Below are 24,634 nucleotides of genomic sequence, written 5' to 3' on the forward strand. Positions count from 1 at the left end.
AAACTCCCGCAGCGTCGGCTACGGGAGTGTCGGTATCAGTGGTTGCGGGGATAGGATTTGAACCTATGACCTTCAGGTTATGAGCCTGACGAGCTACCGGGCTGCTCCACCCCGCGTTAAACCGTTGCGCGCCTTCAGCAAATCCCGGGGACGGTGAGGTTAAGGCCGACGCTGTTCGCGTGGCTTGCTCGTCCGTCCCAAAGGCTTCCTTGGAAGGCAACCCCGGGCAAAGCCCGTCGGGTGCGGGGCGTATGTATCAAGGCGGGGTGGCTTTGGAAAGGGCCGGCGGGACGTTTTTTTCGACTTTATGACAACGCGGTGGGCCGGTTTTCGGCCGGTTTGGCGCGCTCTTGCCAGAAGTTCCACAACGGGCCAGCTTGCGGCAACAAGATAACGGGGGAACGCCATGGACCACCCGCTGACCTGCCCCGCCTGATGGCGGCGGGATCGCGCGGCTGGAGAAGCTGCCGTCATTCCGGGGCGCGTGCTGCGCGAGCCCGGAATCCATCGATCCGCATCACCAGCGGGCCAATGGATTCCGGGTTCGCGACTTCGTCGCGCCCTGGATTGACGCCTACAAAAAGGCGCGCAGGGGGAAACATCGGTGACTGACATATTCGATTTCGTCGTCGTGGGCGCGGGCTCCGGCGGCTGCGCCGTGGCGGGGCGGCTGTCGGAGGATGCGGCGACATCCGTGGCGTTGCTCGATGCCGGCGGGCGCAACGACACTTGGCGGATCACCACGCCGTTCGGGCTCGCCTTGCCCTACCCCGCGGCCAACTGGGCCTTCGATACCGTGCCGCAGAAGGGATTGAACGGCCGCATCGGCTATCAGCCGCGCGGCAAGGGTCTCGGCGGATCCTCGGCGATCAATGCCATGGTCTACATCCGCGGCCACAAATGGGACTACGACCACTGGGCCGAGCTCGGCAACGCAGGCTGGTCGTACGCGGACGTGCTGCCCTACTTCAAGCGCGCGGAGAACAACCGCGATTTCGACGGCGAGTATCACGGCAAGGGTGGCCCGCTGCATGTCAACAGGCTCCGCTCGGACAATCCGATCCATGAGGTCTTCCATCAGGCCGCGCGCGAGGCGCAGTTCCGCATCCGCGACGACTTCAATGAAGCGGATCATGAAGGGCTCGGCAGCTATCAGGTGACGCAGCACAATGGCGAGCGCTGGAGCGCGGCGCGCGCCTATCTGCAGCCCCACATGGACAAGCGCGCGAATCTGCGCGTCGAGACGGGGGCGCAGGCCACGCGCATTTTGTTCGAGGGCAAGCGCGCGGTCGGAATCGAATATGTGCAGGGCAAGCAAAGAAGCAGCTGCGCGCCCGGCGCGAGGTGATCCTCGCCGCCGGCGCCTTCCAGTCGCCGCAGCTGCTGATGCTGTCGGGCGTCGGCGATGGCGAGGCGCTTCGCGCGCACGGCATCGGCGTCACCCATCACCTGCCGGGGGTCGGGCGCAATCTGCAGGACCATCCGGATTTCGTCTTCGTCTACGCCTCCGATTATCCGCACTTCGTTCACTCCTCGCTTGGCCGGCTGCCATCCTTGCTCCGCGCCATCCAGCGGTACCGTAGGGAGCGGCGCGGCCTGATGACCACCAATTTCGCCGAGTGCGGCGGCTTCTTGAAGACGCAGGCCCATCTCGACGTGCCGGACATCCAGCTGCACTTCGTCGTCGCGATGCTCGACGATCACGGCCGCAAGAAGCACAAGGAGGCAGGCTTCTCATGCCATGTCTGCCTGCTCAGACCGAAGAGCCGCGGCAGCGTCTGGCTGAGAAGCGCCGATCCGCTCGCAGCTCCAATGATCGATCCGAACTTTCTCGGCGAGGACTGGGATCTCGAGGCGATGGTCGCCGGCTTCAAGACCACGCGACGGCTGATGGAGACACCGGCGCTGCGCGCGTTGCAGAAGAAGGACATATTCACATCCGACGTGCGAACCGACGACGACATCCGCGCGATCCTGCGCAATCGCGTCGACACCGTCTATCACCCGGTGGGCACCTGCAAGATGGGCACGGATGCGATGGCCGTGGTCGATCCGAAGCTGAAGGTGCACGGTGTGCAAGGTTTGCGCGTCGTCGATGCCTCGATCATGCCGACGCTGATCGGCGGCAACACCAATGCGCCGACCATCATGATCGGGGAGAAGGCGGCGGATATGATCCGGGGAGACGTGCGGTAGCTCTTCTCCCTCTCCCGCTTGCGGGGAGAGGGTTGGGGTGTCTCCACGAGGACGGTGATAGCTCGACTCGCGGAAACTCCCCTTACCCGGAATTTGCTTTCGCAAATTCCGGCCTCTCCCCGCACGCGGGGAGAGGCGAAGACACGCTCAATTCAGCAAGAACCCGCCGTCCACCGTTACCACACTCCCCGTCATGTACCGCGACGCCTTCGAGGCCAGCAGCAAAATCGCGCCGTCGAGATCGGACTCGGCGCCGACGCGGCGCTGGGGGATGCGTTTGGCGAGGCGCTCGCCGGCGGGCGTCGACCAGAAGGCGTGGTTCATCTCGGTATCGATATAGCCGGGCGCGAGCGCGTTGATGCGGATGTTTTGCCCCGCGAGCTCCAGCGCCATCGCTTTGGTCGCCTGGATGATGCCGGCCTTGGAGATGGCATAGGGCGAGACCGCCTTGAGCACGCCGGTGCCGAGCACGGAAGCGATGTTGACGATGTTGCCTTCCTGCTTGCGCGCAATCATGCGGCGGGCGATTTCGGTCGCGAGGAAATAAGCGCCCTTCAGATTGGCGCCGATCACCGCGTCCCAGTCGGCCTCGGTCTGCTCGGTCGCGAGCTTCTCGATGGCGATGCCGGCATTGTTGATCAGCACCGTGACCGGGCCGAGCGCTGATTCCGCGTCATCCACGGCTTTCGCGATCGATGCGGTGTCGGTGACGTCGAGCGCGATCGCAGCTGCGCGGCCGCCCTTGCCGCGGATCTCCTCCTCGAGACTCCTCAGCTTGTCGGTCTGTCGCGCCGCGAGCGCGACCGCCGCGCCATGTGCCGCCAGCACCCGGGCAAACTGCCGCCCCAGCCCCTGGCTCGCGCCTGTTACGAGGATGGTTTCTTTACTGACGTCGAATAGGTCTGACATGACGTTGTCCTTGCGCGATTTCCCTGGGCTTTGGAGCCATCAATACCGACGATTTTAACGATCTGAAACCGGAATGATCGGTTCGGCGTTCATTCGTTCCACCTGAGGCAGGGGCTCGCAGTGATGAACAGTTTCGATCTCGCGGTCTATGCGGCGCTTGCCATGGCCGTCGGCCTCGGCTTTCGGACCGGCCTGCTGCGCAGCGCCATGACCATCCTGGCCTATCTCCTCGCCGCGCCCATGGCGGTGGCGCTGATGCCGATGATCGCGCCGCAGATCGCCGGCAATCCCAACGCGCCGCTGCTCCAGAACTGGATCTGGTTCTTCGCCATCTTCGTGGTGGTCGGCATGCTGCTCGGCCATATCGGCCGCGTCGCGCTGAACGACACCCTTGGCGAGGCCGGCATCGGCGACCGCCTCGGCGGCGCCGCGCTCGGCGCCGTCAGGGTCGGCCTCGTCGCCACCACGCTGGTTCTCGTGTTCGACCAGATCGTGCCGGCCAACCGCCAGCCGCCCTTCCTCGCCGGCTCGCATCTGCGGCCGCTGTTCTCGGCGGCCGGGCAGATGGGATTCAAATCGCTGCCGCCCGAGGCCGCCGACGCGATCGACCGCCTCAAGCAGGAGCGTCGCATCTAGAGCGCGATAAGATCGCGCTCCAGCTTATTGTCTGGGCATGATCTTTTCGGAAAACCGCTACGCACTTTTCCGAATCATGCCCGTTTGCATCGCCGCGGCCCGCGCCATGCATTTTGACGCGGGCCTCTCCCTTATCAGCGGCGCCGCAGTTGGCTAGAGTAGCGGCCATCCAAAACCTGCGTGCTATTTTCGGGAGTGAAACAGTGGATCTTGGGATCAAAGGTCGCCGCGCCATCGTCTGCGCATCCAGCAAGGGCCTCGGCCGCGCTTGCGCCATCTCGCTGGCGGACGCCGGCGTTCACGTCACGCTGACCGCGCGCGCGCCGAAGCGCTGAAGAAGACGGCCGACGAGATCCGCAAGGCCTATCCCGATGTGACCGTCACCGAGATCGTCGGCGACATCACGACGCCGGCGGGCCGCGAGGCCGTGCTGAAGGCCTGCCCCGAGCCCGATATCCTGATCAACAATGCCGGCGGCCCGCCGCCCGGCGATTTCCGCAACTGGACCCGCGACGACTGGATCAAGGCGATCGACGCCAACATGCTGACCCCGATCGAGCTGATCAAGGCGACCGTCGACGGCATGATGGCGCGCAAGTTCGGCCGCATCGTCAACATCACCTCGGCCGCGGTGAAGGCGCCGATCGACATTCTCGGCCTCTCCAACGGCGCGCGCGCCGGTCTCACCGGCTTCATCGCCGGCCTGTCGCGCAAGACCGTGATCAACAACGTCACCATCAACGGCCTGTTGCCGGGCCCGTTCGAGACCGATCGCCTGACCGGCACCGCCAAGGCCGAAGCCGACAAGCGCGGCGTCTCCGCCGAGCAGATCCTGGCCGAGCGCGCCAAGCTCAATCCCGCGGGGCGCTTCGGCCAGCCCGACGAGTTCGGCTATGCCTGCGCCTTCCTGTGCGGCGCCAAGGCCGGCTTCATCACCGGGCAGAACATTTTGCTCGATGGCGGTGCGTTCCCGGGCACGCTGTGATCTGCCCTCTCCCTCTCCCCGTTCTTACGGGGAGGGGTGAGGGGCTGCTTCGGCAAAGACGATAGCGATTGGACTCGCGGAGACTCCCCCTCACCCGGATTGCATCTCCGATGCAATCCCGGCCTCTCCCCGCAAGCGGGGAGAGGCGAAGACGGATCACCGCTGCTTCGTCGGCTCGTCTTCGTCGCGCTCGCTGGGATCGGAGGAATCGGCGGTGAGACGCTCGTCGGTCCAGTCGATGCCGAACTCGTCGAGCCCGTCCGCGAGCAGATCGCCCAGCATGGGATCGCCGAGCAGATATTGCACGGTCTCGTGCCGGGGCCTGCGATATTCGCCCCGCGCCTCCACGGCGCGGGCGCGCAAATCGTCCCACTCGTCGATCGTGCCCTCGCCGCGACCGAGCCACGTCAGTGCGACGAGATCGACCTGCTCGTCCTCGTTCAGGGCAGCGATGAAACTCCCGAGCTCGCTGCCGACGGGATCGGAGCCGTCATCCCCGAGGACATCAACCGAATCGTCATCGCTCGGATTCGAGCCCGAATCCGGATCGGTATCCCCTTCCTTGACGTCGAATTCGCGCGCCTTCTCGATGATGAAGGCGACCTTCTCGGCGGAAATCGCAAGCTCTGGCATGGGCTCCCCTCGGGCGCATCGTTGGGCTGGTTCCAGGTTCCCCTCGATAACGCAACATCACGACAGATGATCCATTGCGCTCCGTGACGGAAAATGCGCATCTTTCGGCACCAAAGCAAGAAAATGGGGGCATACCGCATGCACTGGAGGGTCGGCAGCGTCAGAATCACTGAGGTCGTGGAGTTGGAGACGGTCGGCTCGACCCGCTTCATCCTGCCGCTGGCGAGCAATGATGAAATCCGGAAGCTGCCCTGGCTGATCCCGCATTTCGCCACCGAAGAGGGCCGGCTGAAGATGTCGATCCATTCGCTGGTGGTCGAGACGCCGACGCGCCGCATCGTGGTCGACACCGGTCTTGGCAACGACAAGCAGGGCCGCGGCGTCCCGACCTGGAATAACCGCAGCACGCCGTTCCTTCAGACGATGACGGCAGCGGGCTTTGCGCCTGAGACCATCGACACCGTGCTGTGCACGCATCTTCACGTCGATCATGTCGGCTGGAATACGAAGCTGGTCGGCGGCAAATGGGTGCCGACCTTCCCGAACGCGCGTTACGTCTTCGGCCGCACCGAATACGAGCACTGGCGCGATCATTCCACCGAGCCGGACAAGGCGGCGGTGTTTGGCGATTCCGTGCAGCCGATCGTCGATGCCGGCAAAGCCGATCTCATTCCGAGCGATCATCGCCTGTCGGAGGAGATCAGCGTGATCCCGACTCCGGGCCACAGCCCCGGGCATATGAGCATTTTGATCCAGTCGGGCGGCGAACAGGGACTGCTGACCGGCGACGTCGCCCACCATCCCTGCCAGATGGCGCATCTCGATTGGTCCTCGACGGCGGATTCCGACCAGGCGCAATCGGCCGCAACGCGGCGCGAATTGTTCGGGCGGTTTGCCGATACGCCGACGCTGGTGATCGGCGGGCATTTTTCCGCGGGGCACATCAAGCGCGAGGGAGATGCGTTCAGGTTCGAGGCGCTGCAATCGTAGGGTGGGCAGAGCCACCGGGTCGCGCGAACGCGCGCCCGATGACAGGCTTCGCGTGCCCACCTGTCCGGGCTATTGGAAACAGCTCGTGGGCACGGCGCTTCGCGCCTTTGCCCACCCTGCAAGGAGGGGCTGCAATGCACCGCTGTTTGAGCGGTTGAATTTCCCGCCGCCCTGTTCCATGAAGCTATTTAACCGATCGGTCCATCTCCAGGGAGAAACGAGAATGAAGCTTGTTCGTTATGGCGAAAAGGGTGCGGAAAAGCCCGGCCTGATCGACAAATCCGGCCAGCTGCGCGACCTGTCCGCGCATCTGAAGGACCTCACGGGCGATGCCTATTCGCCGGAGAGCCTGAAGAAGCTGGCAGGCCTCGATCCCGCCTCGCTGCCCGCCGTCTCCGGCAAGCCGCGCTTCGGCTCGCCGGTGACCGGCATCTCGAAATTCGTCGCCATCGGGCTCAACTACAGCGACCACGCCAAGGAGACCGGCGCGGCGATCCCGACCGAGCCGATCATCTTCATGAAGGCCAACACCTCGCTGTCCGGCCCGAACGATGCGGTCGAGAAGCCGCGCGGCTCGACCAAGCTCGACTGGGAGGTCGAGATCGCCGCCATCATCGGCACCCGCGCCAAATACGTCTCGGAAGCCGATGCGCTGAACTACGTCGCCGGCTATTGCGTCTGCAACGACGTCTCCGAGCGCAACTTCCAGACCGAGCGCCTGGGACAGTGGACCAAGGGCAAGTCGCACGACACGTTCGGCCCGCTCGGGCCGTGGCTCGCCACCAAGGACGAGATCAAGGACGTGCAGAACCTGTCGATGTGGCTCGACGTCAACGGCCAGCGCCGCCAGACCGGCTCGACCGCGACCATGATCTTCTCGATGGCCAAGTGCGTCTCCTATGTCTCGCAGTTCATGACGCTGCTGCCCGGCGACATCATCACCACGGGCACCCCGCCCGGCGTCGGCCTCGGCATGAAGCCGCCGACCTTCCTCAATGTCGGCGACGTCGTGTCGCTCGGCATCGAAGGCCTCGGCGAGCAGCGCCAGGAGATCATCGCGGCGTAAGGGCCTCCGCCGTCATCCTGAGGAGCGCGCAACGCGCGTCTCGAAGGATGCGCCACAAGCACGGTCGCCCGGCGTTCGCGCCGGGTGACGAGAGACCCTCCCTCGTTATCCATCCTTCGAGACGCGCGCCGAGGGCGCGCTCCTCAGGATGAGGACTGTGTGCCTGGATAGAGGTTATTTTCCATGAAACTCTCCTTCTCCGCCGCCTCGCCCTTCGCCCGCAAGGTGCGCATCGCCGCGATCGAGCTTGGGCTGATCGACAAGATCGAGCTGATGCCCGCAACCGTCGCGCCGGGCACCGCGAATGAGGACTATTCGCGCATCACGCCGCTGAAGAAGCTGCCGGTGCTGATCACCAATGACGGCGACGTCATCCTGGATTCCTACGTGATCGTCGAATATCTCAACGAGATGGCCGGCGGCAGCCTGATCCCGGATTACGGCCCGCGGCGCTGGAAGGCCAAGACCAATCATTCGCTGATCAACGGCATGCTCGATTCCATGCTGCTGTGCCGCTACGAGAAGATGGTGCGGCCGCAGGGCCTGCAATGGCAGGCGTGGTCCGACGACCACTGGAATCGGGCCTGGACCGGCATGGCGCGCTTCGAGAACATGCCCGAGGTTTTGAACGGCCCATTCGACATTTCGCAGATCGGCCTCGTTTGCGTGCTCGGCTATGCCGATTTCCGCTTCGCCGATTGCGGCTGGCGCAAGGCCTATCCGAAGCTCGACGCCTTCCATCAGAAGATGCTGGAGCGGCCCTCCGTGAAGATCTCGGTGCCGCCTCCGGCGTAGTTTGAGCATGATCTTTTCGGAGAGCCGCTGCACACTTTGCGCTGACGCGGCCCTCCGGGTTCGGATCATGCCGTAACCGCGGGAGTTCTCATGAGCCTCAAATATTCGGTCGGCGATCTCACGATCCATCGCGTCATCGAGCAGGAATCCCCGTTCTTTCCAGCGCTGGAGTTCATCCCCGGGCTGACGGCGGAGGTCCTGGCCGAGAACCGCGCGTGGATGCGGCATGCCAAGGCGCTGGACGATGCGGACACGTTGATCCTGTGCTTCCAGTCCTACGTGGTGAAGACACCGCACCACACCATCCTGATCGACAGCTGCATCGGCAACGACAAGTCGCGGCCGCAGCGGCCGAAATGGCACATGAAGACCGACGACACCTATATGCGCGCGCTCGGCGCCGCGGGCGTCTCGGTGGAAGACATCGACTTCGTGATGTGCACGCATCTGCATGTCGATCATGTCGGCTGGAACACGCGGATGGAGAATGGCCGCTGGGTGCCGACCTTCCCCAAGGCGCGCTACGTCTTCGCCAAACAGGAGTTCGATTACTGGACCGAGCAGAACGCGAAGGCCGAGGTGCCGCCCTTCGCCGACAGCGTGCTGCCGGTGGTCGAGGCGGGACGCCACGAGCTCGTCGGCAACGACCATCAGATCGGCGATCACGTCCGCATCGTGCCGACGCCCGGCCACACGCCGGGCCATGTCGCATTCGCGATGGGGCGCGGCAAGGACGATGCGGTGTTCACCGGTGACCTCATCCATTCGCCGCTGCAGACGCTCTATCCGGAGCTGTCGATGAAGTTCGACGTCGATCAGGCCATCGCGGCGAAGACGCGCCGCAGCGTCCTTGAGCGCTATTGCGACACCGACACACTGTGCTGCACCGCGCATTTCCCCTCGCCGTCGGTGGGGAGGATCAAGCGCAAGGGTAATGCGTTCGTGTGTGAGTCGGTGTGATTTAGCCGAGATGCCGTAGGGTGGGCAAAGGCGCACGCCTCGCGCGCCGTGCCCACCACTCCTTATGGTGGGCACGCTTCGCTTTGCCCACCCTACGATTCCTCCCGGGTGGAGAAAGCCATGACAACACTCCCCGACATCCCTCTCCCCGCCGGAATCCGCTCGCGTCATGTCGACGGCATCAACGGCTTGCGGATGCATGTGCTGGAAGCCGGCTTCGAGACCAAGGAGCGGCCCTGCATCCTCTTGCTGCACGGCTTCCCCGAGCTTGCCTTCTCCTGGCGCAAGGTGATGCCGGCGCTGGCTGCCGAGGGTTATCACGTGCTCGCGCCGGACCAGCGCGGCTATGGCCGCACGACAGGGTGGACCGCGGATTATGATGGCGACCTCACCCCGTTCTCGCTCCTCAACCTCGTGCGCGATGTGCTCGCCCTGGTGGCGGCGTTCGGCTACAGACAGGTCGATCTTGCCGGGCATGATTTCGGCAGCCCGGTCGCAGCGTGGTGCGCGCTGATCCGGCCCGACGTGTTTCGATCGGTGACGCTGATGAGTGCGCCGTTCGGCGGCGCGCCGACATTGCCGTTCGATACGGTCGATGGTCCGGCAAAGCCTGGCGTGGAAGATCCCGTGCATCGCGGGCTCGCCGCGTTGCCACGGCCGCGCAAGCACTATCAATGGTACTATTCGACACGGCCCGCGAACGACGACATGCAGCACGCGCCGCAAGGTGTGCACGATTTCCTGCGCGCCTATTATCATCACAAGAGCGCGGACTGGACCGACAACAAGCCCTACCCGCTGCAATCGTGGTCGGCGAATGAACTGGCGAAACTGCCGACCTACTATGTGATGGATCTGAACGAGACCATGGCCGAGACGGTCGCGAAAGAGATGCCCTCGCTGGCCGCGATCGCCGCCAACCGATGGCTGCCGGACAGCGACCTTGCTTATTACAGCGCCGAATACGGCCGCACCGGATTCCAGGGCGGGCTGCAATGGTACCGCTATGGCACGTCGGGCATGCTCAACAAGGAGATGCAGCTGTTCTCAGGACGCAGCATCGACGTGCCGTCGTGCTTCATCTCCGGCAAGCAGGATTGGGGCACCTATCAGCGCCCCGGCGTGTTCGAGGCGATGCAGGGCCGGGGCTGCACCAGGATGCTCGGCTGCCATCTCGTCGACGGCGCCGGCCATTGGGTGCAGCAGGAGCGGCCGGGCGAGGTCAGCAGGTTGCTGCTCGACTTCCTCGCAAAGGCCCGCACGGCCTGATTTGACCTGGGAACCACGGCGCCCTATATAGTTTAGAACTATTCTAAACTAATGAAACGGGCCGTCGTGAAGACTTTTGCCGACCTGACCGAGCGCGAGGTGCTTGCGGTCGCGATCTCCTCCGAGGAGGAGGACAGCCGCATCTACATGACGTTCGCCGAGGATTTGCGCGAGCGTTATCCAGACACGGCAAAAATCTTCGAGGAGATGGCCGAGGAAGAGCGTGGCCACCGGCACCGGCTGCTCAAGCTTTACGAGGAGCGGTTCGGCCCGCATCTGCCGCCGATCCGCCGCGAGGACGTCAAAGGCTTTCTGCGTCGGCGCCCGATCTGGCTGACCAAGAACCTTCCGCTCGACACGATCCGGAAAGAAGTCGAGACCATGGAGCTCGAGGCCGAGCGCTTCTACGCGCGCGCCGCCGAGCAGGCCGAGGATGTCGGCGTACGCCGCCTGCTCGGCGATCTCGCCGAGGAAGAGAAGCACCACGAGAACCGCGCAGTCGCACTCACCGACGAGATCCTGAAGCCCGACGTGCGCGCCGAGGAAGATCGCACGCGGCGGCGGATGTTCGTGCTGCAATATGTGCAGCCGGGCCTCGCCGGCCTGATGGACGGATCGGTCTCGACCCTGGCGCCGCTGTTTGCGGCGGCCTTCGCCACGCACCAGAACTGGCAGACGTTTCTGGTCGGCCTTGCCGCCTCGATCGGCGCCGGCATCAGCATGGGCTTTGCCGAAGCGCTGTCCGATGACGGCTCGCTGACGGGGCGCGGCTCGCCCTGGCTGCGCGGCATCACCTGCGGCGCAATGACCACGCTCGGAGGCCTCGGCCACACCGCGCCCTATCTCGTGCCCGACAGCTGGGCCAACGCATTCTGGATCGCAACCGCGATCGCCTGCGTCGTCGTGTTCTTCGAGCTGTGGGCGATCGCCTTCATCCGCTCGCGCTACATGGACACGCCGTTCCTCCAGGCCGTATTCCAGATCGTGCTCGGCGGCGCCATCGTGCTCGCGGTGGGGATCCTGATCGGGGCGGCGTAGGTCGCGTCACACTCGGTGTCATCGCCGGCCTTGTGCGCAATTGCGCACTGGGGCGGGCGATGACAGCTGCTGACATATCAATCGCCATCAAACGGCGGTTGCGGCCTTCCGCCAAACTGCGCATCATCCCGTCAGTGAAATGCAGGAGCATGCCTTGGCCAAATCGGAATGGAGCTACAAGAGCGCGGTCGAGCTGTCGGCCGCGTTGACCGCAAAGAAGGTCTCGGCAGTCGAGCTCACGCAGGACGCAATCAACCGCATCGAACGGCACGACGGCAAGGTCAACGCGATCTGCGTGCGGGACTTTGACCGCGCGATCAGCGCCGCGCGCGAGGCGGACGCCGCGCTAGCACGCGGCGAGCGCAAGCCGCTCCTCGGCCTGCCCATGACGGTGAAGGAATCCTACAACGTCGCCGGCCTGCCGACGACCTGGGGCATTCCCGCGCAGAAGGATTTCATCGCCAAGGAAGACGCCCTACCGGTCACGCGCGTAAAGGACGCCGGCACCATCGTCCTCGGAAAGACCAATGTGCCGGTCGTGCTCAGCGACTGGCAGAGCTACAACGACATCTACGGGACCACCAACAACCCCTACGATCTCGGCCGCACCCCCGGCGGCTCCTCCGGCGGTTCGTCGGCCGCGCTTGCAGCGGGCTATGGCCCGCTGTCGATCGGCTCCGACATCGGTGGCTCGCTGCGCGTGCCGGCGTTCCATTGCGGCATCTATGCGCACAAACCGACCTTCAACCTCGTTGCGGTGCGTGGGCATGTCGCACCGCCGGCGCCGCCACTGCCGTTTGAGCGCGACCTCTCGGTGATCGGCCCGATGGCGCGCAGCGCCACCGACCTGTCACTCGTGCTCGACGTGATGGCCGGCCCCGATCCGATCGAAGCGGGCATCGCCTACCGGCTCGAATTGCCGCCCGCGCGGCATACGTCTTTCAAGGATTTCCGCGTGCTGGTGATCGACACCGATCCGGTGCTGCCGACCGACACGGCCGTGCGGGGGACCATCAACACGCTTGCCGACAATCTCGCCAAATCAGGCGTGAAGATCGCGCGCAGCAGCCCGCTGCTGCCGGATTTCGCGGCGTCATCGCGACTCTATATGCGGATGCTGATGTCGTTCCTTGCCGCGAGTTTTGCGCCCGATGTCTATGCCGGCGCCAAGGCGGCCGCGGCGGCGCTGCCGGAAATCGACAACAGCCTCGCCGCCGAACGGCTGCGCGGCATCGCGCTGAGCCATCGCGACTGGGTGGCGGCAAATGCCGGCCGCACCCGGCTGCGCGCGCAATGGCGCGAGCTTTTCAAGACCTTCGACGCGGTGATCTGCCCGGTGATGCCGACGGCCGCCTATCCGCACGACCATTCGCCGGACCAGGAACAGCGCCGGATCAAGATCGACGGCAAGGAGCACGTCTATACCGACCAGCTCGCCTGGCCCGGCATCGCGACGCTCCCAGGCCTGCCCTCGACCGCAATCCCCACGGGCTTCGCGCCGGACGGCTTACCGATCGGGGTGCAGATCGTCGGCCCGTGGCTGGAGGACCGCACGCCCGGCCCTCGAGGTCCGTAGCGGTGGCCGAGGTCGCGGTATGCGGCGTTTCGTGCCGTCGAAGATGTTTGATGACTAGGTCCGCCCGTCATCGCGGAGATTGCGCTTCGCTCCATCCGGGCTACGAACAATGCCCGTTGCTCAGTTATCAAACATGATCACGCTACGCAGCGTCTTGCCCGCTTTCATGTTGGCAAAGCCCTCGTTGATCTCGGAGAGCTTCAGCTTGGCGGAGATCCAGTCCTCGAGGTGCAGCCGGCCGCGCAAATAGAAATCGACCAGGCGTGGCATGTCGACGCGGAAATGGTTGGAGCCCATCGAGGAGCCCTGGATCCGGCGCTCGCGCAAGAAGTCAAAGCCGTGCAGCTCGATCTTCTGGCCGAACGGGATCATGCCGACGATGGTGGCGGTGCCGCCCGAAGCGAGCATGGCGAAGGCCTGCTCGGCGGTTTCCTTGCGGCCGAGCACCTCGAAGGAGTGTTGCACGCCGCCATTGGTGAGGTCGCGCACCTGCTTCACGACGTCGCCGTCGGCGGGATTGATGATGTCGGTGGCGCCGAGCTTGGTCGCGAGCTGGAGCTTTGCCGGATTGGTGTCGATGGCGATGATGCGGCCAGCACCGGCGATCTGCGCGCCGTTGATCGCGGCCATGCCGACGCCGCCGCAGCCGATCACGGCCACGGTCTCGCCGGCCGTCACCTTCGCCGTGTTCACCACCGCGCCGTAGCCGGTGATGACGCCGCAGCCGATCAGCGCGGCGAGATCGAGCGGCATTTCCTTCCTGATTTTGACGATCGCGTTCTCGTGCACCAGCATCTGCTCGGCGAAGGACGAGAGATTGAGGAACTGGTTCAGCTTCTCCGCCCTGTTCCACTGCATCCGGTTGGACGCGCCCGGCAGCATCTTCACCGTGGTGTCGGTGCAGAGCACGGTGCGGCCCGTGGTGCAATTGTCGCAGGTACCGCAGAACACTGACAGGCACGTGACGACGTGATCGCCCGGCTTCACATAGGTGACGTCGGAGCCGACCTGCTCGACGATGCCGGCGGACTCGTGCCCGAGCACCGCGGGCAGCGGATGCGGATAGAGGCCTTCCATGAAGTGCAGGTCGGAGTGGCAGAGGCCGGCGACCGCGGTGCGGATCAGGACCTCACGCGGACCGGGTTTCGGCAGGCTGACATCCTCGATCACCAGAGGCTTGTTGACTTCATAGAGGACGGCGGCCTTCATCGAGCACTCCCTATCGCGTTTTTTGTTTGATCGTGGCGTGCAGCCTACGCCGCCAGAACCAGTTCGCCAACCTCACTCATGCCGGCTGAGCGGTCACCGAGCAGCAGCGCCGCGATCTTCGCTTGCGTCGCATTTTCCGTCAGCCGGAACGGATCGCTTGGCGTCACGCGATGGTCGATGACGAGGCGCGACAGCAGCAGCCGGCGTGCATCGCCGCGCATTGCGTGGATGCGGTGCGCCTCCCAGGCGAGCGCGACCGCGCTTGCGACATGATAGAGCAGGCTGGTGGCGCGCCGCGCATCGGCCTCGTTCTCCGACTTGCCCGCGACCTCGCGCGCGAAGCCGACCGCACGATCAGTGAGCCCGCGCAAATTGTCGCGCCAGGCCCGCGGCACGGAGGCGCTATCATCGAGCCGCGCGTGCAGATCCGCGGCGAGCGCCGATTCGGCACCGTGACGGCCAACCGCGCGACGGAGCGCATCGATGGCGACGATGTTGCCGGTCCCCTCCCAGACCGAGCCGAGATGCGCATCGCGCAACAGGCGCGGCGTGGCGAACTCCTCGATATAGCCGATGCCGCCGCGCATCTCGAGCGCATCGCCGCAGACCTTTCGCGCATCGCGCGTCGCGCGGAATTTCAATGTCGGTGTCAGGATGCGCAGCAGCGCCGCCGCATCCTGGCTGCCGGCTTCCGCGCGGTCGAGCGCGTCAGCGGTGAGAAAGCTCATCGACAGCGCCTGCTCGACCGGCAGCATGATCTTCAGCATCTGCCGCCGTCCCAGCGGCAGGTCGATGATGCGGTTGCCGAACACCACGCGGTTCTTCGCCACCGTCATGGCGTCATGATAGGCGCGGCGCATCAACGCGGTGGACTTCACACCGTTGGAGAGCCGCGACGAGTTCACCATCTCGGCCATCTGTACGAAACCGCGGTCGAGCTTGCCGACGGCATAGGCGATCGCGCCTTCGAGCTTGATCTCCCCCGAGGCCATCGAACGGGTGCCGAGCTTGTCCTTCAGGCGCACGATCCGGTAATGGTTCTGCGAGCCGTCGTCGAGGAAGCGCGGCATCAGGAACAGGCCGACGCCGCGCGTGCCGGGGCCCGCGCCTTCCGGGCGCGCCAGCAGCATCACGACCTTGGCGTCGGCATTCGAGCAGAACCATTTCTCGCCATAGAGCCGCCAATGGTCGCCCTCCTGCACCGCACGCGTGGTCAGCGTGCCGACGTCGGAGCCGCCCTCCTTCTCGGTCATGAACTGGCCGCCCTGCGTCAGCTTGCTCATATCGGTCGAGGTCAGGCCGTCCAGATATTTCGCTTTCAGCGCATCGTCACCGAAATTGGCGAGCAACTTGGCGCAGCCGTCGGTGACGTTGATCGGGCAGCCCATGCCGAATTCGGTCTGGTTGAACAGGAAGGTGAAGGCGTGTTTTGCGACGACAGGATATTTGTCCGGCCAGCCCATGATGCCCTTAGCGATCGAGAGCGCGTGGATGCCGAACTCGCCGAACGCGGCGTTCTCCAGCTCGCGATAGGCCGGGTGATATTCGATCCACTGCACGTCGCAGCCGAACTTGTCGCGCTGGTGCAGCACCGGGGTGTGCCGGTCGGCGAGCCGCGCGCATTCGTCGAGATGGCCGCCGGCGAGCCCGCCAAGGCGATCGAGATGCGGCTCGATGTGGCGGAATAGCATGTCGGGCAGATGGATGCGCAAGAGATCCGTCAAGGCAGGATCGGCGCGGTAGAAATTCATGCCAGTTGTATCGGGCGCCAGCAGGCCCGATGGCTCGGCCGCGACATGTTTCGGCTGCGCTGTGACCGGCTTGTGCATGATCGTCCTCTTCGTTTCCGCCCGGCGGCAATTCTTATCGCTTGCCGCTTTGGATGATGTCGATCATGCTCCCATCGCAAAGGCGGATAAAGCCGCAAAATGTCAGGGAGGCATGATCGCCGTGAAGGAGCAATTCGCTCTGCGGAATTGTGATTGACCCGGCTGGTTGTCCGCGTGGACCATGCATAGATCAGCGGCACCCCGTCTCCGAGAGATCAACCCATGGAACATCCGAAATACAAGATCGCCCTCATCGTCGGTGCCGGCGAAGGCTTGAGCGCCTCTCTGGCGCGCCTGCTCTCCGCGCAAGGCATTCGCGTCGCGCTGGCCGCGCGCAAGGTCGAGAAGCTGGGCGCGCTTTGCACCGAGACCGGCGCGAAGGCCTATGCCTGCAACGCGACCGAGCCCGACGAGGTCGAGCGCCTGTTTGGCCTCGTCGAACGCGAGATCGGCACGCCCGACCTCGTCGTCTACAATGCCTCTGGCCGCTCGCGCGGTCCGTTCGTCGACCTCGTGCCGGCCGAGGTCGCGAACGCGATCGCGGTCAGCGCCTATGGCGGCTTCCTGGTGGCGCAGCAGGCGGCAAAACGCATGCTGCCGAACAAGCACGGCGCGATCCTGTTCACGGGCGCGTCCGCCAGCGTCAAGGGCTATGCGCAGTCGGCGCCGTTCGCGATGGGCAAGTTCGCGCTGCGCGGCCTCGCGCAGAGCATGGCGCGCGAATTGTCGCCGCAGGGCATCCACATCGCGCATTTCGTCATCGACGGCGGCATCAGGAGTGCAGCGCACGCCGAGCCGGCCGACAAGCCGGATTCGCTGCTCGATCCCGATGCGATCGCGGAGAGCTATTGGAGCGTGCTGCAGCAACCGCGCAGCGCCTGGAGCTGGGAGATCGAGCTGCGGCCCTGGGTGGAGAAGTTTTGAAGAAGCTGCCGTAGGGTGGGCAAAGGCGCATAGCGCCGTGCCCACGATCTCGAACTTAAGAACCAATGGTGGGCACGCTGCGCTTTGCCCACCCTACGAGAGCAGGGAGGAACAATGAGCAGCGAAACCACCATCGACACCGGCACCAATGAACTCCTCTGCGTCATCCGCGACCGCGTCGCCGTAATCACGCTGAACCGGCCGGATGCGCGCAATTCGCTGTCGGACACGCTGACGCCGGCGCTGCGCACGATGATCCGGACCTGTGGCGAAAGCCCTGACGTCGGCGCGCTGCTGCTCACCGGCGCGGGCGAGGCGTTCTGCGCCGGCGGCAACGTCAAGGGCATGGGCGCGCATCGCGATCCGAAGAAGCTCGAAATGTCGTTCGACGACAAGGTTGCCGATCTCCAGGAGCGGCAGCGGCTGCTCACCGGTGCGCTGGTGTCGGTGCGCAAGCCGACCATCGCCGCCTGCCCGGCCCGCGTCGGCGCCGAGGATGAGAAAGGTCTGGAACTTCGCTGCGATCATGGCCTGTCTTGGCCCGGAAGCAATCGCAAGGTCAACGCCTCACCCCAGCCGTTCGGCCACCATACGTCCGATGCGTGCAAACGCGGCTTCGATTTGGGCGGCGTTCGGCGTGCCGCCCTGGGTATAGGCCGTGATCAGGATCGGTGCATCAGGCTTGTTGTCAGGCTTGGGCCAGACGACCGCGATATCGCCGGATGCGTCCCTGCCGTTGTTGCCGGTCTTGTCGCCGATCTTCCAGCCCGCGGGCAGGCCGCCGCGCAGCCGGTTCGCGCCGGTCTTGCAGTTCACCATCCACTCGGTGAGCTGCGCGCGTGAGGCCGGCGACAGCGCCTCGCCCACTATCAGCCGCTTCAGATTGCCGGCCATCGCCGCCGGCGTCGTGGTGTCCCGGGGATCGCCGGGCGGCGAGCGATTGAGCTCGGGCTCATTGTGGTCGAGCCGCGAAGTGGCATCGCCGAGTGATCGCCAGAACGCGGTGAGTGCGGCTGGCCCGCCGACCCGCGCCAGCAGCAGATTGGCGCAGGTGTTGTCACTGAGTTCGACGATCGCCTTGCACATGTCAGTGACCGACATCTTGCCGGCGGCGAGATTTTGCTTGGCGACCGGCGCGTAGTCGAGCAGGTCGGCCTGGCCGTAAGGGATCATCGCCGCAAGCTGCTCGTCGCCACGATCGACACGCGCCAGCACGCAGGCCGCCAGCGAGGCCTTGAACGTCGAGCACATCACGAATCTCTCGTCGGCGCGCCAGGCGAGCCTGGCGCCGGTCGCGAGGTTCTCGGCGTAAAGCCCGATCCGCCCGCCGCTCTCGCGCTCGTAGGATTCGAGCTCAGACGGCGCCTCCGCGGCGAACGCAGGAGAGGCGGCGATCCAGCACAGCGAGGCGAGCAGGGAGCGGCGGTCGAGAGGCATGGGGGACTTTCAAATGGAAGTGCGAGCGGGGGTTATGCGAACGAACTCCGCATTCATCCATCGAAAAGACGAATGTGTGGCGCGAGGGCGTTTTCTTAGCCTCACCCCGCTTGCGGGGCGAGGGGCACTCTCCGCGAGCGCAACTGTCACTGCGTTCGCGGAAGCAGCCCCTCACCCCAACCCTCTCCCCGTAAGAACGGGGAAAGGGGGCGCATCTAACCTCACTCTCTCAAATCATACCGATACGATTTCGACACGATCTGCCAGCCGTCGGCGAGCTTCATCGCCACCAGATAGTCCGTGAAGTAGCGCGGCGGCAGCTGGCAGCGGACCTTGATGAAGGCGGTTTTGTCGTCGGAGCGGTCGATGGTGACGATGAAATCCTCACGCGGCTTGCCTTCGGCCTTGCCGGAAGGGCGCTTGCGCACGCGGTCGAGCCAGTCCGGCACGGTCAGCACCTGCAATTCGCCCTTCTCGACCCAGCGCAAATCGGCGGAGGGATGGAAGATGGCGCCGAGCTTTTCGGCGTCACCCTCATAGAGCCCGTCGAAATAGGATTGCACGACGGCTTCGACGCTCGCACGGTTCTGGCTCATGGGTCATCCTTTTGCATGATGTCTTGCGAGGAACTTAGTCGTACACATCAGAATGCGCTATGGGTGTGTCAGCCATTTGCGCGAAGACATTGTCATGACCGGATCAGAAAATTCGAACGCTCGTATCCTCACCGGCGAATGCTATTGCCGCAGCGTGCGCTTCGAGGTGGCGGATGCGTTCTCCTATGCGATGAACTGCCACTGCTCGAATTGCCGCCGCACCACCGGTTCGGCCTTCAAGCCGTTCGCCGGGATCGAGCAGCACAAGCTCCGCCTTGTCCAAGGCGCGGACCAGCGCCTGATCTACGGCGATGACTTGACCCATGACGCCCACTGCGCGTGCTGCGGCTCGCTGCTTTATTCCCGGGTGCGCGAGGGGAAATGGGTTCATGTCGCCATGGGAACCCTGGTCGATGCTCCCTCGATCAGGCCGACCGCCCACATCTTCGTGGGGTCGAAGGCGCCCTGGCACGAGATTACGGACAATCTGCCGCAGTATCGGGGGCACGTCGGGGATACCTAGGGGAACCGGGCCAGCGGGCCTTTGTCGGCGAACCCCGACCGCGCTGGCGCGACAAACATAAAGGGTCTTTCGGCCCACTGCCGGCGCCGCCTTCGTGACCTCGATCACAAGCGGCCGCAGCGGGTCCTGCTAAAGCGGTCCCAAAGGGGCTCGAACTGCCTCTGAACTTCGGAAGTCGTGTCATGCGCAATCTGCTCAGACTTTGCCCGCTTCTGCTCGCCGCCGCGCTACTGTTCGGCGCCGGGCCCGCTTTTGCCGGAAAGCGCGTCGCGCTGGTGCTCGCCAACTCGGCCTATCAGCACGCGCCCTCGCTGGCGAACCCCGTCAGTGACGGTTCGGTGATGGCGAAGACGCTGAAGGAAGCCGGATTCGACGTTGTCGAGTCCAGGCACGATCTCTCGGCGCTCGACACGCGCCGCGTGCTGCGCGACTTTGCGGATGCGACCCGCGATGCCGACATCGCCGTGGTCTATTATGCCGGCCACGGCATCGAGGTCGAAGGCTCGAATTATCTGATCCCTGTCGACGCCAAGCTCGAGCGCGACACCGACGTGTACGACGAGGCGCTGTCGCTCGACCGTGTCCTGGTCGCGGTCGAGCCCGCCAAGCAGCTGCGCCTGGTGATCCTGGATGCCTGCCGCGACAATCCGTTCGGCAAGACCATGAAGCGCACGATCGCGACGCGCGGCATCGGCCGTGGCCTCGCCCAGGTCGAGCCGACCAGCCCCAACACGCTGATCGCCTATTCGGCCAAGGCCGGTTTCACCGCGCAGGACGGCGATGGCGCCAACAGCCCGTTCACGGTGGCGCTGTCGAAGCATCTGACGACGCCGGGCCTCGACGTCCGCCGCGCCTTCGGCTTCGTGCGCGACGACGTGCTCAAATCGACCGGCAACAAGCAGGAGCCGTTCGTGTACGGCTCGCTCGGCGGCGAGGACGTGCCGCTGGTGCCGGTCAAGGCGGTGGCCGCGGCGCCCACGGCGCCCGTGGCGAATCCGCAAGCCGATATCCGCCGCGACTATGAGCTCTCACTCCAGGTCGGCAACAGGGCGGCATGGGAAGCGTTTCTCGCCCAGCATCCCGATGGCTTCTATGCGAACCTTGCCAAGCTGCAGCTCGAGAAAATCGGCGCCGAGCAGGCGCATGCCGCGGCGACCGAGAAGGCGAAGCAGGCCGAGGCCGAGCGCGATCGTCTCGCCGCGCTTGGCGCGCAGAAGGAGGCGCAGGCCAAGGCCGCGGCTGACGCCAAGGCCGCCGAGCAGGCGCAGTTCGCTGCGCAGAAGGCCAAGGAGCAGGCACAGCAACAGGCGGCTGCCGCCGAGCAGCAGCGCGTCAATCTCGCCGTCGCGGCACCTAACACTGCGCCGGCCAGCACGGCGAGCCCGACCGGCACCAATGTCGCCTCGCTGACGCCGGCGGCGACGCCAGCCGATCTCACCCGCTCGGTGCAGACCGAACTCGGCCGCGTCGGCTGCTTCTCCGGACAGGCCGATGGCAACTGGAATACGTCCTCGCAGCGGTCGCTGTCGCAGTTCAACCGTTACGCCGGCACCAAGCTCGACGTGAAGGTGGCGAGCACCGATGCGCTCGGTACCGTCAAGGCCAAGCAGTCGCGCGTCTGCCCGCTGGTTTGCGAGCACGGCTTCAAGGCCGACGGCGACAAATGCACCAAGATCGTCTGCCGCGAGGGCTATGCGGTCAACGACGACAACGAATGCGAGAAGCAGCGTGCCGCCAAGCCGGCCAAGCCTGCAACGGCCAAGCGCGACGACGGCGATGAGCGTCCAGCCCGGCAGCGTCGCCAGGCCGGCGGTGCGGATGCTGCCGGCAGTCGCTGCCGCGCCGCGCCGGCCGTCGCTCGGGTGGCGGGCAAGTCTTCTGCAACAGCGGCGGATGCCGTCCGGTCAACCGCGGCTGCCACCTCGAATATCGCGGCGGCGGCGGCCCCGGCAACGATGCCAATGCCGAGGTGTGCTACTGACACTGCTCTGGGTCGTCCCGGCGAACGTCGGGATGACAGATCAGTTCGAGATCGCGCTCGCCGCGATGTTCACCGTCAGCGCCAGCAAGGCCGTGTTGTAGATGAATGACACGATGCCATGCGCGGTGGCGGTGCGGCGGATGGTCTTGTCGGTGATGCCGACGTCGGAGACCTGCGCGGTCATGCCGATGACGAAGGAAAAATAGACGAAGTCCCAATAGTCGGCGTGGACGTCCTTGTCGCCGCTCGGAAACTGCAGACCGCCCGGCTTGGCGTTCCGATAGTAATCATGGGCGTAATGCAGCGCGAAGGTCGTGTGCACGGCGGCCCATGACAGCGCGATGGTGCTGATCGCGACGGTCAGCTCGGCGGCGCCGCGCTGCGGCGTGCCGAGTTCTGAGACGATTGCGGCAATGCTGGCGAAGGCGCCGATCGCCGTCACCAGCAGGATCACGAAGCGACCGTCGTCCTGCATCGCAGCCGCGCGGCGGATGTGCAGGTGATCGTTGCAGAGCATCATCGTGTAAACCAGCACGAGATAGACCGCGATCAGGGCATCCCAGCCGAACAACAGCCGCGTCACCAGCCGGTGCGAACCCGGCAATAGCAGGCAGACGAGAATGCCGACGCCAAGCGAGATGAAGGTCCGCGGCCGCGCATAGATCAGCCGCACCGGCCGCGACATCTGGCGGAAGTGAACGAGGACGGGATCTTCCTTGTCAGTGGCCATTTCGACTTCGACCGTCTCGATCAACTCGCCTTGTCGCCGCATCGCCGGTGCGCTTCCTCTCCCGCTTGCGAGGGAGGGGTGGGGAGAGGGTGTCTCCACAAGCGAGACCCCCCAAGAGGAGAGAGCTCGCCCGGATCCGGCTGTCGCGATCCGACCTCTCCCGCAAGCGGGAGAGGTGAAAACCCAACCTTAGCTCTTCCGTTCGGCCACAAACCGCGCGGCGGCCTGCAGCACGGCGGCGCGATCGCCGAAGATCGACACCGCGCTGTCGGCGCGCGCGAGCAGGTCGCGCACGCGCTGCTTGGCGCCTTCGATGCCGAGCTGGGTGACGAAGGTGGTCTTGCCGAGCGCGGCATCGGCACCGGCCGGCTTGCCGAGCGCAGCCGCATCGCCTTCGACGTCGAGCAGGTCGTCGGCGATCTGGAAGGCTTCGCCGAGCGCGCGGCCGTAATCGTCGAGCGCCTGATATTCCTTCTGCGAGGCCTGGCCGAGGATCGCGCCGGCGATGCAGCCGTAACGCAGCAGCGCGCCGGTCTTCATCTGCTGAATGCGGGCGACATCGATCGGCTCGTTGCCGCCAAAGCGGCCTTCGCCGGCGAGATCGAGGATCTGGCCGCCGACCATGCCGCCGATGCCGGCGCAGCGCGCCAGCGCGCGCGTTAGCAGCAGGCGCACATTGGCGTCGCGATGGATCTCGTCGCGGGTGATGATGTCGAAGGCGAGCGTCAGGAGCCCGTCGCCAGCGAGGATCGCGGTGGCGTCATCGGTCTTCTTGTGCAGGGTGGGGCGGCCGCGGCGCAGGTCCGAATTGTCCATCGCCGGCAGGTCGTCATGGATCAGCGAATAGCAATGGATGCATTCGAGCGCGGCGCCGGCGAGCAGCGCCGCTTCGCGGGGCACGCCGAACACGGCCGCGCTCTCGACCACCAGGAACGGCCGCAGGCGCTTGCCGCCGTTGAGGCTCGAATAGCGCATTGCGTCCATCAGTCGCTTGGGCCGGGCGATCTCATCGTGCAGGATGTCGTCCGACAGCAGGCGCCCGAGCAGGGCCTCGGTATCATCAGCGGTCTTGTCCAGACGTTTGGCGAAATCGGACGGGGACGTGCCGGTCATCAAGAAGGGCTCCAGAACTAAAATTCGGCCGGACAATCCTTTATGCGCCAGCCCCAGTCAATCGTTTGGAAGGCGTAAAAAGTGCTGGAAAAGGCCCGAATTATCACAGACTTAATGCCGGGCTCGTGGCCGCGTTTCGTTTTCCGCCGGAAAGGTCGATTTGCGCATCGTTAAAATCCTGCTGGCGCTGCTCGCGATCGTGGTTCTCATGCCCTATGTGATCACGCCGTTCTACCGCATTGGCCATCCGGTTTCGACGCTGATGGCCTGGCGCAGCTTGCGCGGCGCGCCGATGCAGCGGGAGTGGATCGATCTGGCTGATATGTCGCCCTATCTGCCGCGCGCAGTGGTGGCGGCCGAGGACGCCCATTTCTGCAAGCATCACGGCATCGATTGGGGCGCGCTGCGCGAGGCCATCGACGACGCCAGGGAGGACGGCACCGCTTTCCGGGGCGCCTCCACCATCACCCAGCAGGTGGCGAAGAACCTGTTCCTCTGGCAGGGCCGGGATTTCGTCCGCAAGGCGCTGGAATTCCCGCTGGCGCTGTGGATCGACCTCGTCCTGCCCAAGGCGCGGATCCTGGAAATTTACCTCAACATCGCCGAACTCGGCCCCCAGGGCCAGTTCGGGGTGGAGGCGGCCAGCGCCTATGCCTTCGGCAAATCGGCCGAGAACCTCTCCCCTCGGGAGGCCGCGCTTCTGGCCTCGATCCTGCCGAACCCGGTCAAACGCAGCGCCCGGACCCCCGGCCCGGGTGTCCGGCGGCTGGCGGCGACCTATATGGCGAGGGGGCAGGCGACCTCGCTTGTGACCTGCTGGCGGGAAAATCGCTGATTTCGGGCCCATTTGGGGCATATTTTCCGGCCCAAGAGCCTAGCTTTACGGCCAGCCTTCCTCTATAAGCGCGGCCTTGATCGGCATTCAGCTCGCCTCGTATTGCGGGTGCTGAGCCGTCCCCTCGCGGACGATGCCCTGATGACACCAATCCCTAGAGGATATTGAAATGGCCGTTCCGAGAAGAAAAACCTCGCCGTCGCGCCGTGGCATGCGCCGCTCGGCAGACGCCATCAAGAAGCCGACCTATGTGGAAGACAAGGACTCCGGCGAGCTCCGTCGTCCGCACCATCTCGACCTCAAGACCGGCATGTACAAGGGCCGTCAGGTCCTGAAGAAGAAAGAGTCCTGAGTTTCAGGACCTTTCTTGGGGCAGGACGATTTGACCTGCCTGATTTCGGCCA

General features: G+C 65.1%; 20 protein-coding genes, 1 tRNA gene and 4 pseudogenes. 16 read left to right on the plus strand and 9 right to left on the minus strand.

Features of this window, described 5'->3' with window-relative positions; all coding sequences use genetic code 11:
- Positions 1–39: 39 nt before the first annotated feature.
- Positions 40–116, minus strand: a tRNA-Met gene (locus tag FOM02_RS02560).
- Between the two features lie 488 nt (positions 117–604).
- On the opposite strand from FOM02_RS02560, the pseudogene FOM02_RS02565 reads away from it, so the two are divergent.
- A pseudogene (locus tag FOM02_RS02565) lies at positions 605–2,196 on the plus strand (GMC family oxidoreductase).
- A gap of 147 nt (positions 2,197–2,343) precedes the next feature.
- On the opposite strand, the gene FOM02_RS02570 reads toward FOM02_RS02565, so the two are convergent.
- Complete coding sequence (locus tag FOM02_RS02570) at positions 2,344–3,105, minus strand: SDR family oxidoreductase (protein ID WP_027562067.1); 762 nt, start codon at positions 3,103–3,105, stop codon at positions 2,344–2,346.
- A 123-nt stretch (positions 3,106–3,228) separates the two neighbouring features.
- Between FOM02_RS02570 and FOM02_RS02575 the strand changes: the two genes are divergently transcribed.
- Positions 3,229–3,741, plus strand: coding sequence for a CvpA family protein (locus FOM02_RS02575; RefSeq protein WP_027562066.1), 513 nt, complete (start codon positions 3,229–3,231; stop codon positions 3,739–3,741).
- 203 nt (positions 3,742–3,944) lie between these two features.
- Positions 3,945–4,726, plus strand: a pseudogene (locus FOM02_RS02580) (SDR family oxidoreductase).
- A 156-nt stretch (positions 4,727–4,882) separates the two neighbouring features.
- Here FOM02_RS02580 and FOM02_RS02585 read toward each other — a convergent pair.
- Positions 4,883–5,359, minus strand: a complete 477-nt coding sequence (locus tag FOM02_RS02585) for a DUF3775 domain-containing protein (RefSeq protein ID WP_027562064.1) — start codon at positions 5,357–5,359, stop codon at positions 4,883–4,885.
- A 138-nt stretch (positions 5,360–5,497) separates the two neighbouring features.
- On the opposite strand from FOM02_RS02585, the gene FOM02_RS02590 reads away from it, so the two are divergent.
- The 7 genes from FOM02_RS02590 to FOM02_RS02620 all read left to right on the plus strand — a co-directional run bounded on the left by FOM02_RS02590 (position 5,498) and on the right by FOM02_RS02620 (position 13,053).
- Positions 5,498–6,349 carry an MBL fold metallo-hydrolase gene (locus FOM02_RS02590; RefSeq protein ID WP_027562063.1) on the plus strand — a complete coding sequence of 284 codons (852 nt, stop codon included), beginning with the start codon at positions 5,498–5,500 and terminating at the stop codon, positions 6,347–6,349.
- Positions 6,350–6,572: 223 nt separating this feature from the next.
- On the plus strand, positions 6,573–7,415 hold the full coding sequence (locus tag FOM02_RS02595; RefSeq protein ID WP_027562062.1) for a fumarylacetoacetate hydrolase family protein: 843 nt from the start codon (positions 6,573–6,575) through the stop codon (positions 7,413–7,415).
- A gap of 183 nt (positions 7,416–7,598) precedes the next feature.
- Positions 7,599–8,210, plus strand: a complete 612-nt coding sequence (locus tag FOM02_RS02600) for a glutathione S-transferase family protein (RefSeq protein WP_027562061.1) — start codon at positions 7,599–7,601, stop codon at positions 8,208–8,210.
- A gap of 90 nt (positions 8,211–8,300) precedes the next feature.
- Positions 8,301–9,170, plus strand: a complete 870-nt coding sequence (locus tag FOM02_RS02605) for an MBL fold metallo-hydrolase (protein ID WP_027562060.1) — start codon at positions 8,301–8,303, stop codon at positions 9,168–9,170.
- A gap of 120 nt (positions 9,171–9,290) precedes the next feature.
- Positions 9,291–10,439 (plus strand): alpha/beta hydrolase, encoded by a 1,149-nt coding sequence (locus FOM02_RS02610; protein WP_027562059.1) that lies wholly within the window; start codon positions 9,291–9,293, stop codon positions 10,437–10,439.
- A 66-nt stretch (positions 10,440–10,505) separates the two neighbouring features.
- Positions 10,506–11,477: an iron exporter MbfA gene (mbfA, locus tag FOM02_RS02615; RefSeq protein WP_027562058.1), complete on the plus strand. Its 972-nt coding sequence runs from the start codon at positions 10,506–10,508 to the stop codon at positions 11,475–11,477.
- 154 nt (positions 11,478–11,631) lie between these two features.
- A complete protein-coding gene (locus FOM02_RS02620; protein ID WP_265441438.1) occupies positions 11,632–13,053 on the plus strand; it encodes an amidase in 1,422 nt (473 codons plus the stop codon).
- Positions 13,054–13,173: 120 nt separating this feature from the next.
- Here the strand turns inward: FOM02_RS02620 and FOM02_RS02625 are convergent, their stop codons facing one another.
- Both FOM02_RS02625 and FOM02_RS02630 read right to left on the minus strand, forming a co-directional pair.
- The gene (locus FOM02_RS02625; protein ID WP_027562056.1) at positions 13,174–14,262 is read right to left on the minus strand and encodes a Zn-dependent alcohol dehydrogenase; all 1,089 of its coding nucleotides are present in this window, start codon (positions 14,260–14,262) and stop codon (positions 13,174–13,176) included.
- Between the two features lie 44 nt (positions 14,263–14,306).
- Positions 14,307–16,091, minus strand: a complete 1,785-nt coding sequence (locus tag FOM02_RS02630; protein ID WP_027562055.1) for an acyl-CoA dehydrogenase family protein — start codon at positions 16,089–16,091, stop codon at positions 14,307–14,309.
- 222 nt (positions 16,092–16,313) lie between these two features.
- On the opposite strand from FOM02_RS02630, the gene FOM02_RS02635 reads away from it, so the two are divergent.
- Both FOM02_RS02635 and FOM02_RS02640 read left to right on the plus strand, forming a co-directional pair.
- Positions 16,314–17,015 (plus strand): SDR family NAD(P)-dependent oxidoreductase, encoded by a 702-nt coding sequence (locus FOM02_RS02635; protein ID WP_027562054.1) that lies wholly within the window; start codon positions 16,314–16,316, stop codon positions 17,013–17,015.
- A gap of 114 nt (positions 17,016–17,129) precedes the next feature.
- A pseudogene (locus FOM02_RS02640) lies at positions 17,130–17,507 on the plus strand (enoyl-CoA hydratase-related protein); the annotation flags it as partial.
- 75 nt (positions 17,508–17,582) lie between these two features.
- Here FOM02_RS02640 and bla read toward each other — a convergent pair.
- Positions 17,583–18,452 carry a class A beta-lactamase gene (gene bla / locus FOM02_RS02645; protein ID WP_027563264.1) on the minus strand — a complete coding sequence of 290 codons (870 nt, stop codon included), beginning with the start codon at positions 18,450–18,452 and terminating at the stop codon, positions 17,583–17,585.
- A gap of 221 nt (positions 18,453–18,673) precedes the next feature.
- Complete coding sequence (locus FOM02_RS02650) at positions 18,674–19,048, minus strand: nuclear transport factor 2 family protein (protein ID WP_027563263.1); 375 nt, start codon at positions 19,046–19,048, stop codon at positions 18,674–18,676.
- A 94-nt stretch (positions 19,049–19,142) separates the two neighbouring features.
- Between FOM02_RS02650 and FOM02_RS02655 the strand changes: the two genes are divergently transcribed.
- Entirely contained in the window at positions 19,143–19,571 is a 429-nt protein-coding gene (locus tag FOM02_RS02655; RefSeq protein WP_027563262.1) for a GFA family protein, read from the plus strand.
- A gap of 182 nt (positions 19,572–19,753) precedes the next feature.
- Positions 19,754–21,552, plus strand: a pseudogene (locus FOM02_RS02660) (caspase family protein).
- Between the two features lie 40 nt (positions 21,553–21,592).
- On the opposite strand, the gene FOM02_RS02665 reads toward FOM02_RS02660, so the two are convergent.
- Positions 21,593–22,282 carry a DUF1345 domain-containing protein gene (locus FOM02_RS02665; RefSeq protein WP_027563260.1) on the minus strand — a complete coding sequence of 230 codons (690 nt, stop codon included), beginning with the start codon at positions 22,280–22,282 and terminating at the stop codon, positions 21,593–21,595.
- A gap of 189 nt (positions 22,283–22,471) precedes the next feature.
- On the minus strand, positions 22,472–23,395 hold the full coding sequence (locus FOM02_RS02670) for a polyprenyl synthetase family protein (RefSeq protein WP_027563259.1): 924 nt from the start codon (positions 23,393–23,395) through the stop codon (positions 22,472–22,474).
- A 160-nt stretch (positions 23,396–23,555) separates the two neighbouring features.
- On the opposite strand from FOM02_RS02670, the gene mtgA reads away from it, so the two are divergent.
- Together mtgA and rpmF are read left to right on the plus strand one after the other, a co-directional pair.
- A complete protein-coding gene (gene mtgA / locus FOM02_RS02675; protein ID WP_027563258.1) occupies positions 23,556–24,230 on the plus strand; it encodes a monofunctional biosynthetic peptidoglycan transglycosylase in 675 nt (224 codons plus the stop codon).
- A gap of 169 nt (positions 24,231–24,399) precedes the next feature.
- Entirely contained in the window at positions 24,400–24,582 is a 183-nt protein-coding gene (gene rpmF / locus FOM02_RS02680) for a 50S ribosomal protein L32 (RefSeq protein ID WP_007598106.1), read from the plus strand.
- Positions 24,583–24,634 lie beyond the last annotated feature (52 nt).

The organism is Bradyrhizobium sp. SEMIA, assembly GCF_014844175.1.
Lineage (GTDB): Bacteria > Pseudomonadota > Alphaproteobacteria > Rhizobiales > Xanthobacteraceae > Bradyrhizobium > Bradyrhizobium arachidis.

What these genes read in the sequence shown, in the direction of transcription:
- FOM02_RS02605 (WP_027562060.1), top strand. Translation starts at nt 8,301, where the DNA reads ATGAGCCTCAAATATTCGGTCGGCGATCTCACGATCCATCGCGTCATC.
- rpmF (WP_007598106.1), top strand. Translation starts at nt 24,400, where the DNA reads ATGGCCGTTCCGAGAAGAAAAACCTCGCCGTCGCGCCGTGGCATGCGC.
- FOM02_RS02635 (WP_027562054.1), top strand. Translation starts at nt 16,314, where the DNA reads ATGGAACATCCGAAATACAAGATCGCCCTCATCGTCGGTGCCGGCGAA.
- FOM02_RS02625 (WP_027562056.1), bottom strand. Translation starts at nt 14,262, where the DNA reads ATGAAGGCCGCCGTCCTCTATGAAGTCAACAAGCCTCTGGTGATCGAG.
- FOM02_RS02665 (WP_027563260.1), bottom strand. Translation starts at nt 22,282, where the DNA reads ATGGCCACTGACAAGGAAGATCCCGTCCTCGTTCACTTCCGCCAGATG.
- FOM02_RS02600 (WP_027562061.1), top strand. Translation starts at nt 7,599, where the DNA reads ATGAAACTCTCCTTCTCCGCCGCCTCGCCCTTCGCCCGCAAGGTGCGC.
- FOM02_RS02610 (WP_027562059.1), top strand. Translation starts at nt 9,291, where the DNA reads ATGACAACACTCCCCGACATCCCTCTCCCCGCCGGAATCCGCTCGCGT.
- FOM02_RS02630 (WP_027562055.1), bottom strand. Translation starts at nt 16,091, where the DNA reads ATGCACAAGCCGGTCACAGCGCAGCCGAAACATGTCGCGGCCGAGCCA.
- FOM02_RS02590 (WP_027562063.1), top strand. Translation starts at nt 5,498, where the DNA reads ATGCACTGGAGGGTCGGCAGCGTCAGAATCACTGAGGTCGTGGAGTTG.
- FOM02_RS02575 (WP_027562066.1), top strand. Translation starts at nt 3,229, where the DNA reads ATGAACAGTTTCGATCTCGCGGTCTATGCGGCGCTTGCCATGGCCGTC.
- FOM02_RS02655 (WP_027563262.1), top strand. Translation starts at nt 19,143, where the DNA reads ATGACCGGATCAGAAAATTCGAACGCTCGTATCCTCACCGGCGAATGC.
- FOM02_RS02670 (WP_027563259.1), bottom strand. Translation starts at nt 23,395, where the DNA reads ATGACCGGCACGTCCCCGTCCGATTTCGCCAAACGTCTGGACAAGACC.
- FOM02_RS02585 (WP_027562064.1), bottom strand. Translation starts at nt 5,359, where the DNA reads ATGCCAGAGCTTGCGATTTCCGCCGAGAAGGTCGCCTTCATCATCGAG.
- bla (WP_027563264.1), bottom strand. Translation starts at nt 18,452, where the DNA reads ATGCCTCTCGACCGCCGCTCCCTGCTCGCCTCGCTGTGCTGGATCGCC.
- FOM02_RS02650 (WP_027563263.1), bottom strand. Translation starts at nt 19,048, where the DNA reads ATGAGCCAGAACCGTGCGAGCGTCGAAGCCGTCGTGCAATCCTATTTC.
- FOM02_RS02570 (WP_027562067.1), bottom strand. Translation starts at nt 3,105, where the DNA reads ATGTCAGACCTATTCGACGTCAGTAAAGAAACCATCCTCGTAACAGGC.
- FOM02_RS02595 (WP_027562062.1), top strand. Translation starts at nt 6,573, where the DNA reads ATGAAGCTTGTTCGTTATGGCGAAAAGGGTGCGGAAAAGCCCGGCCTG.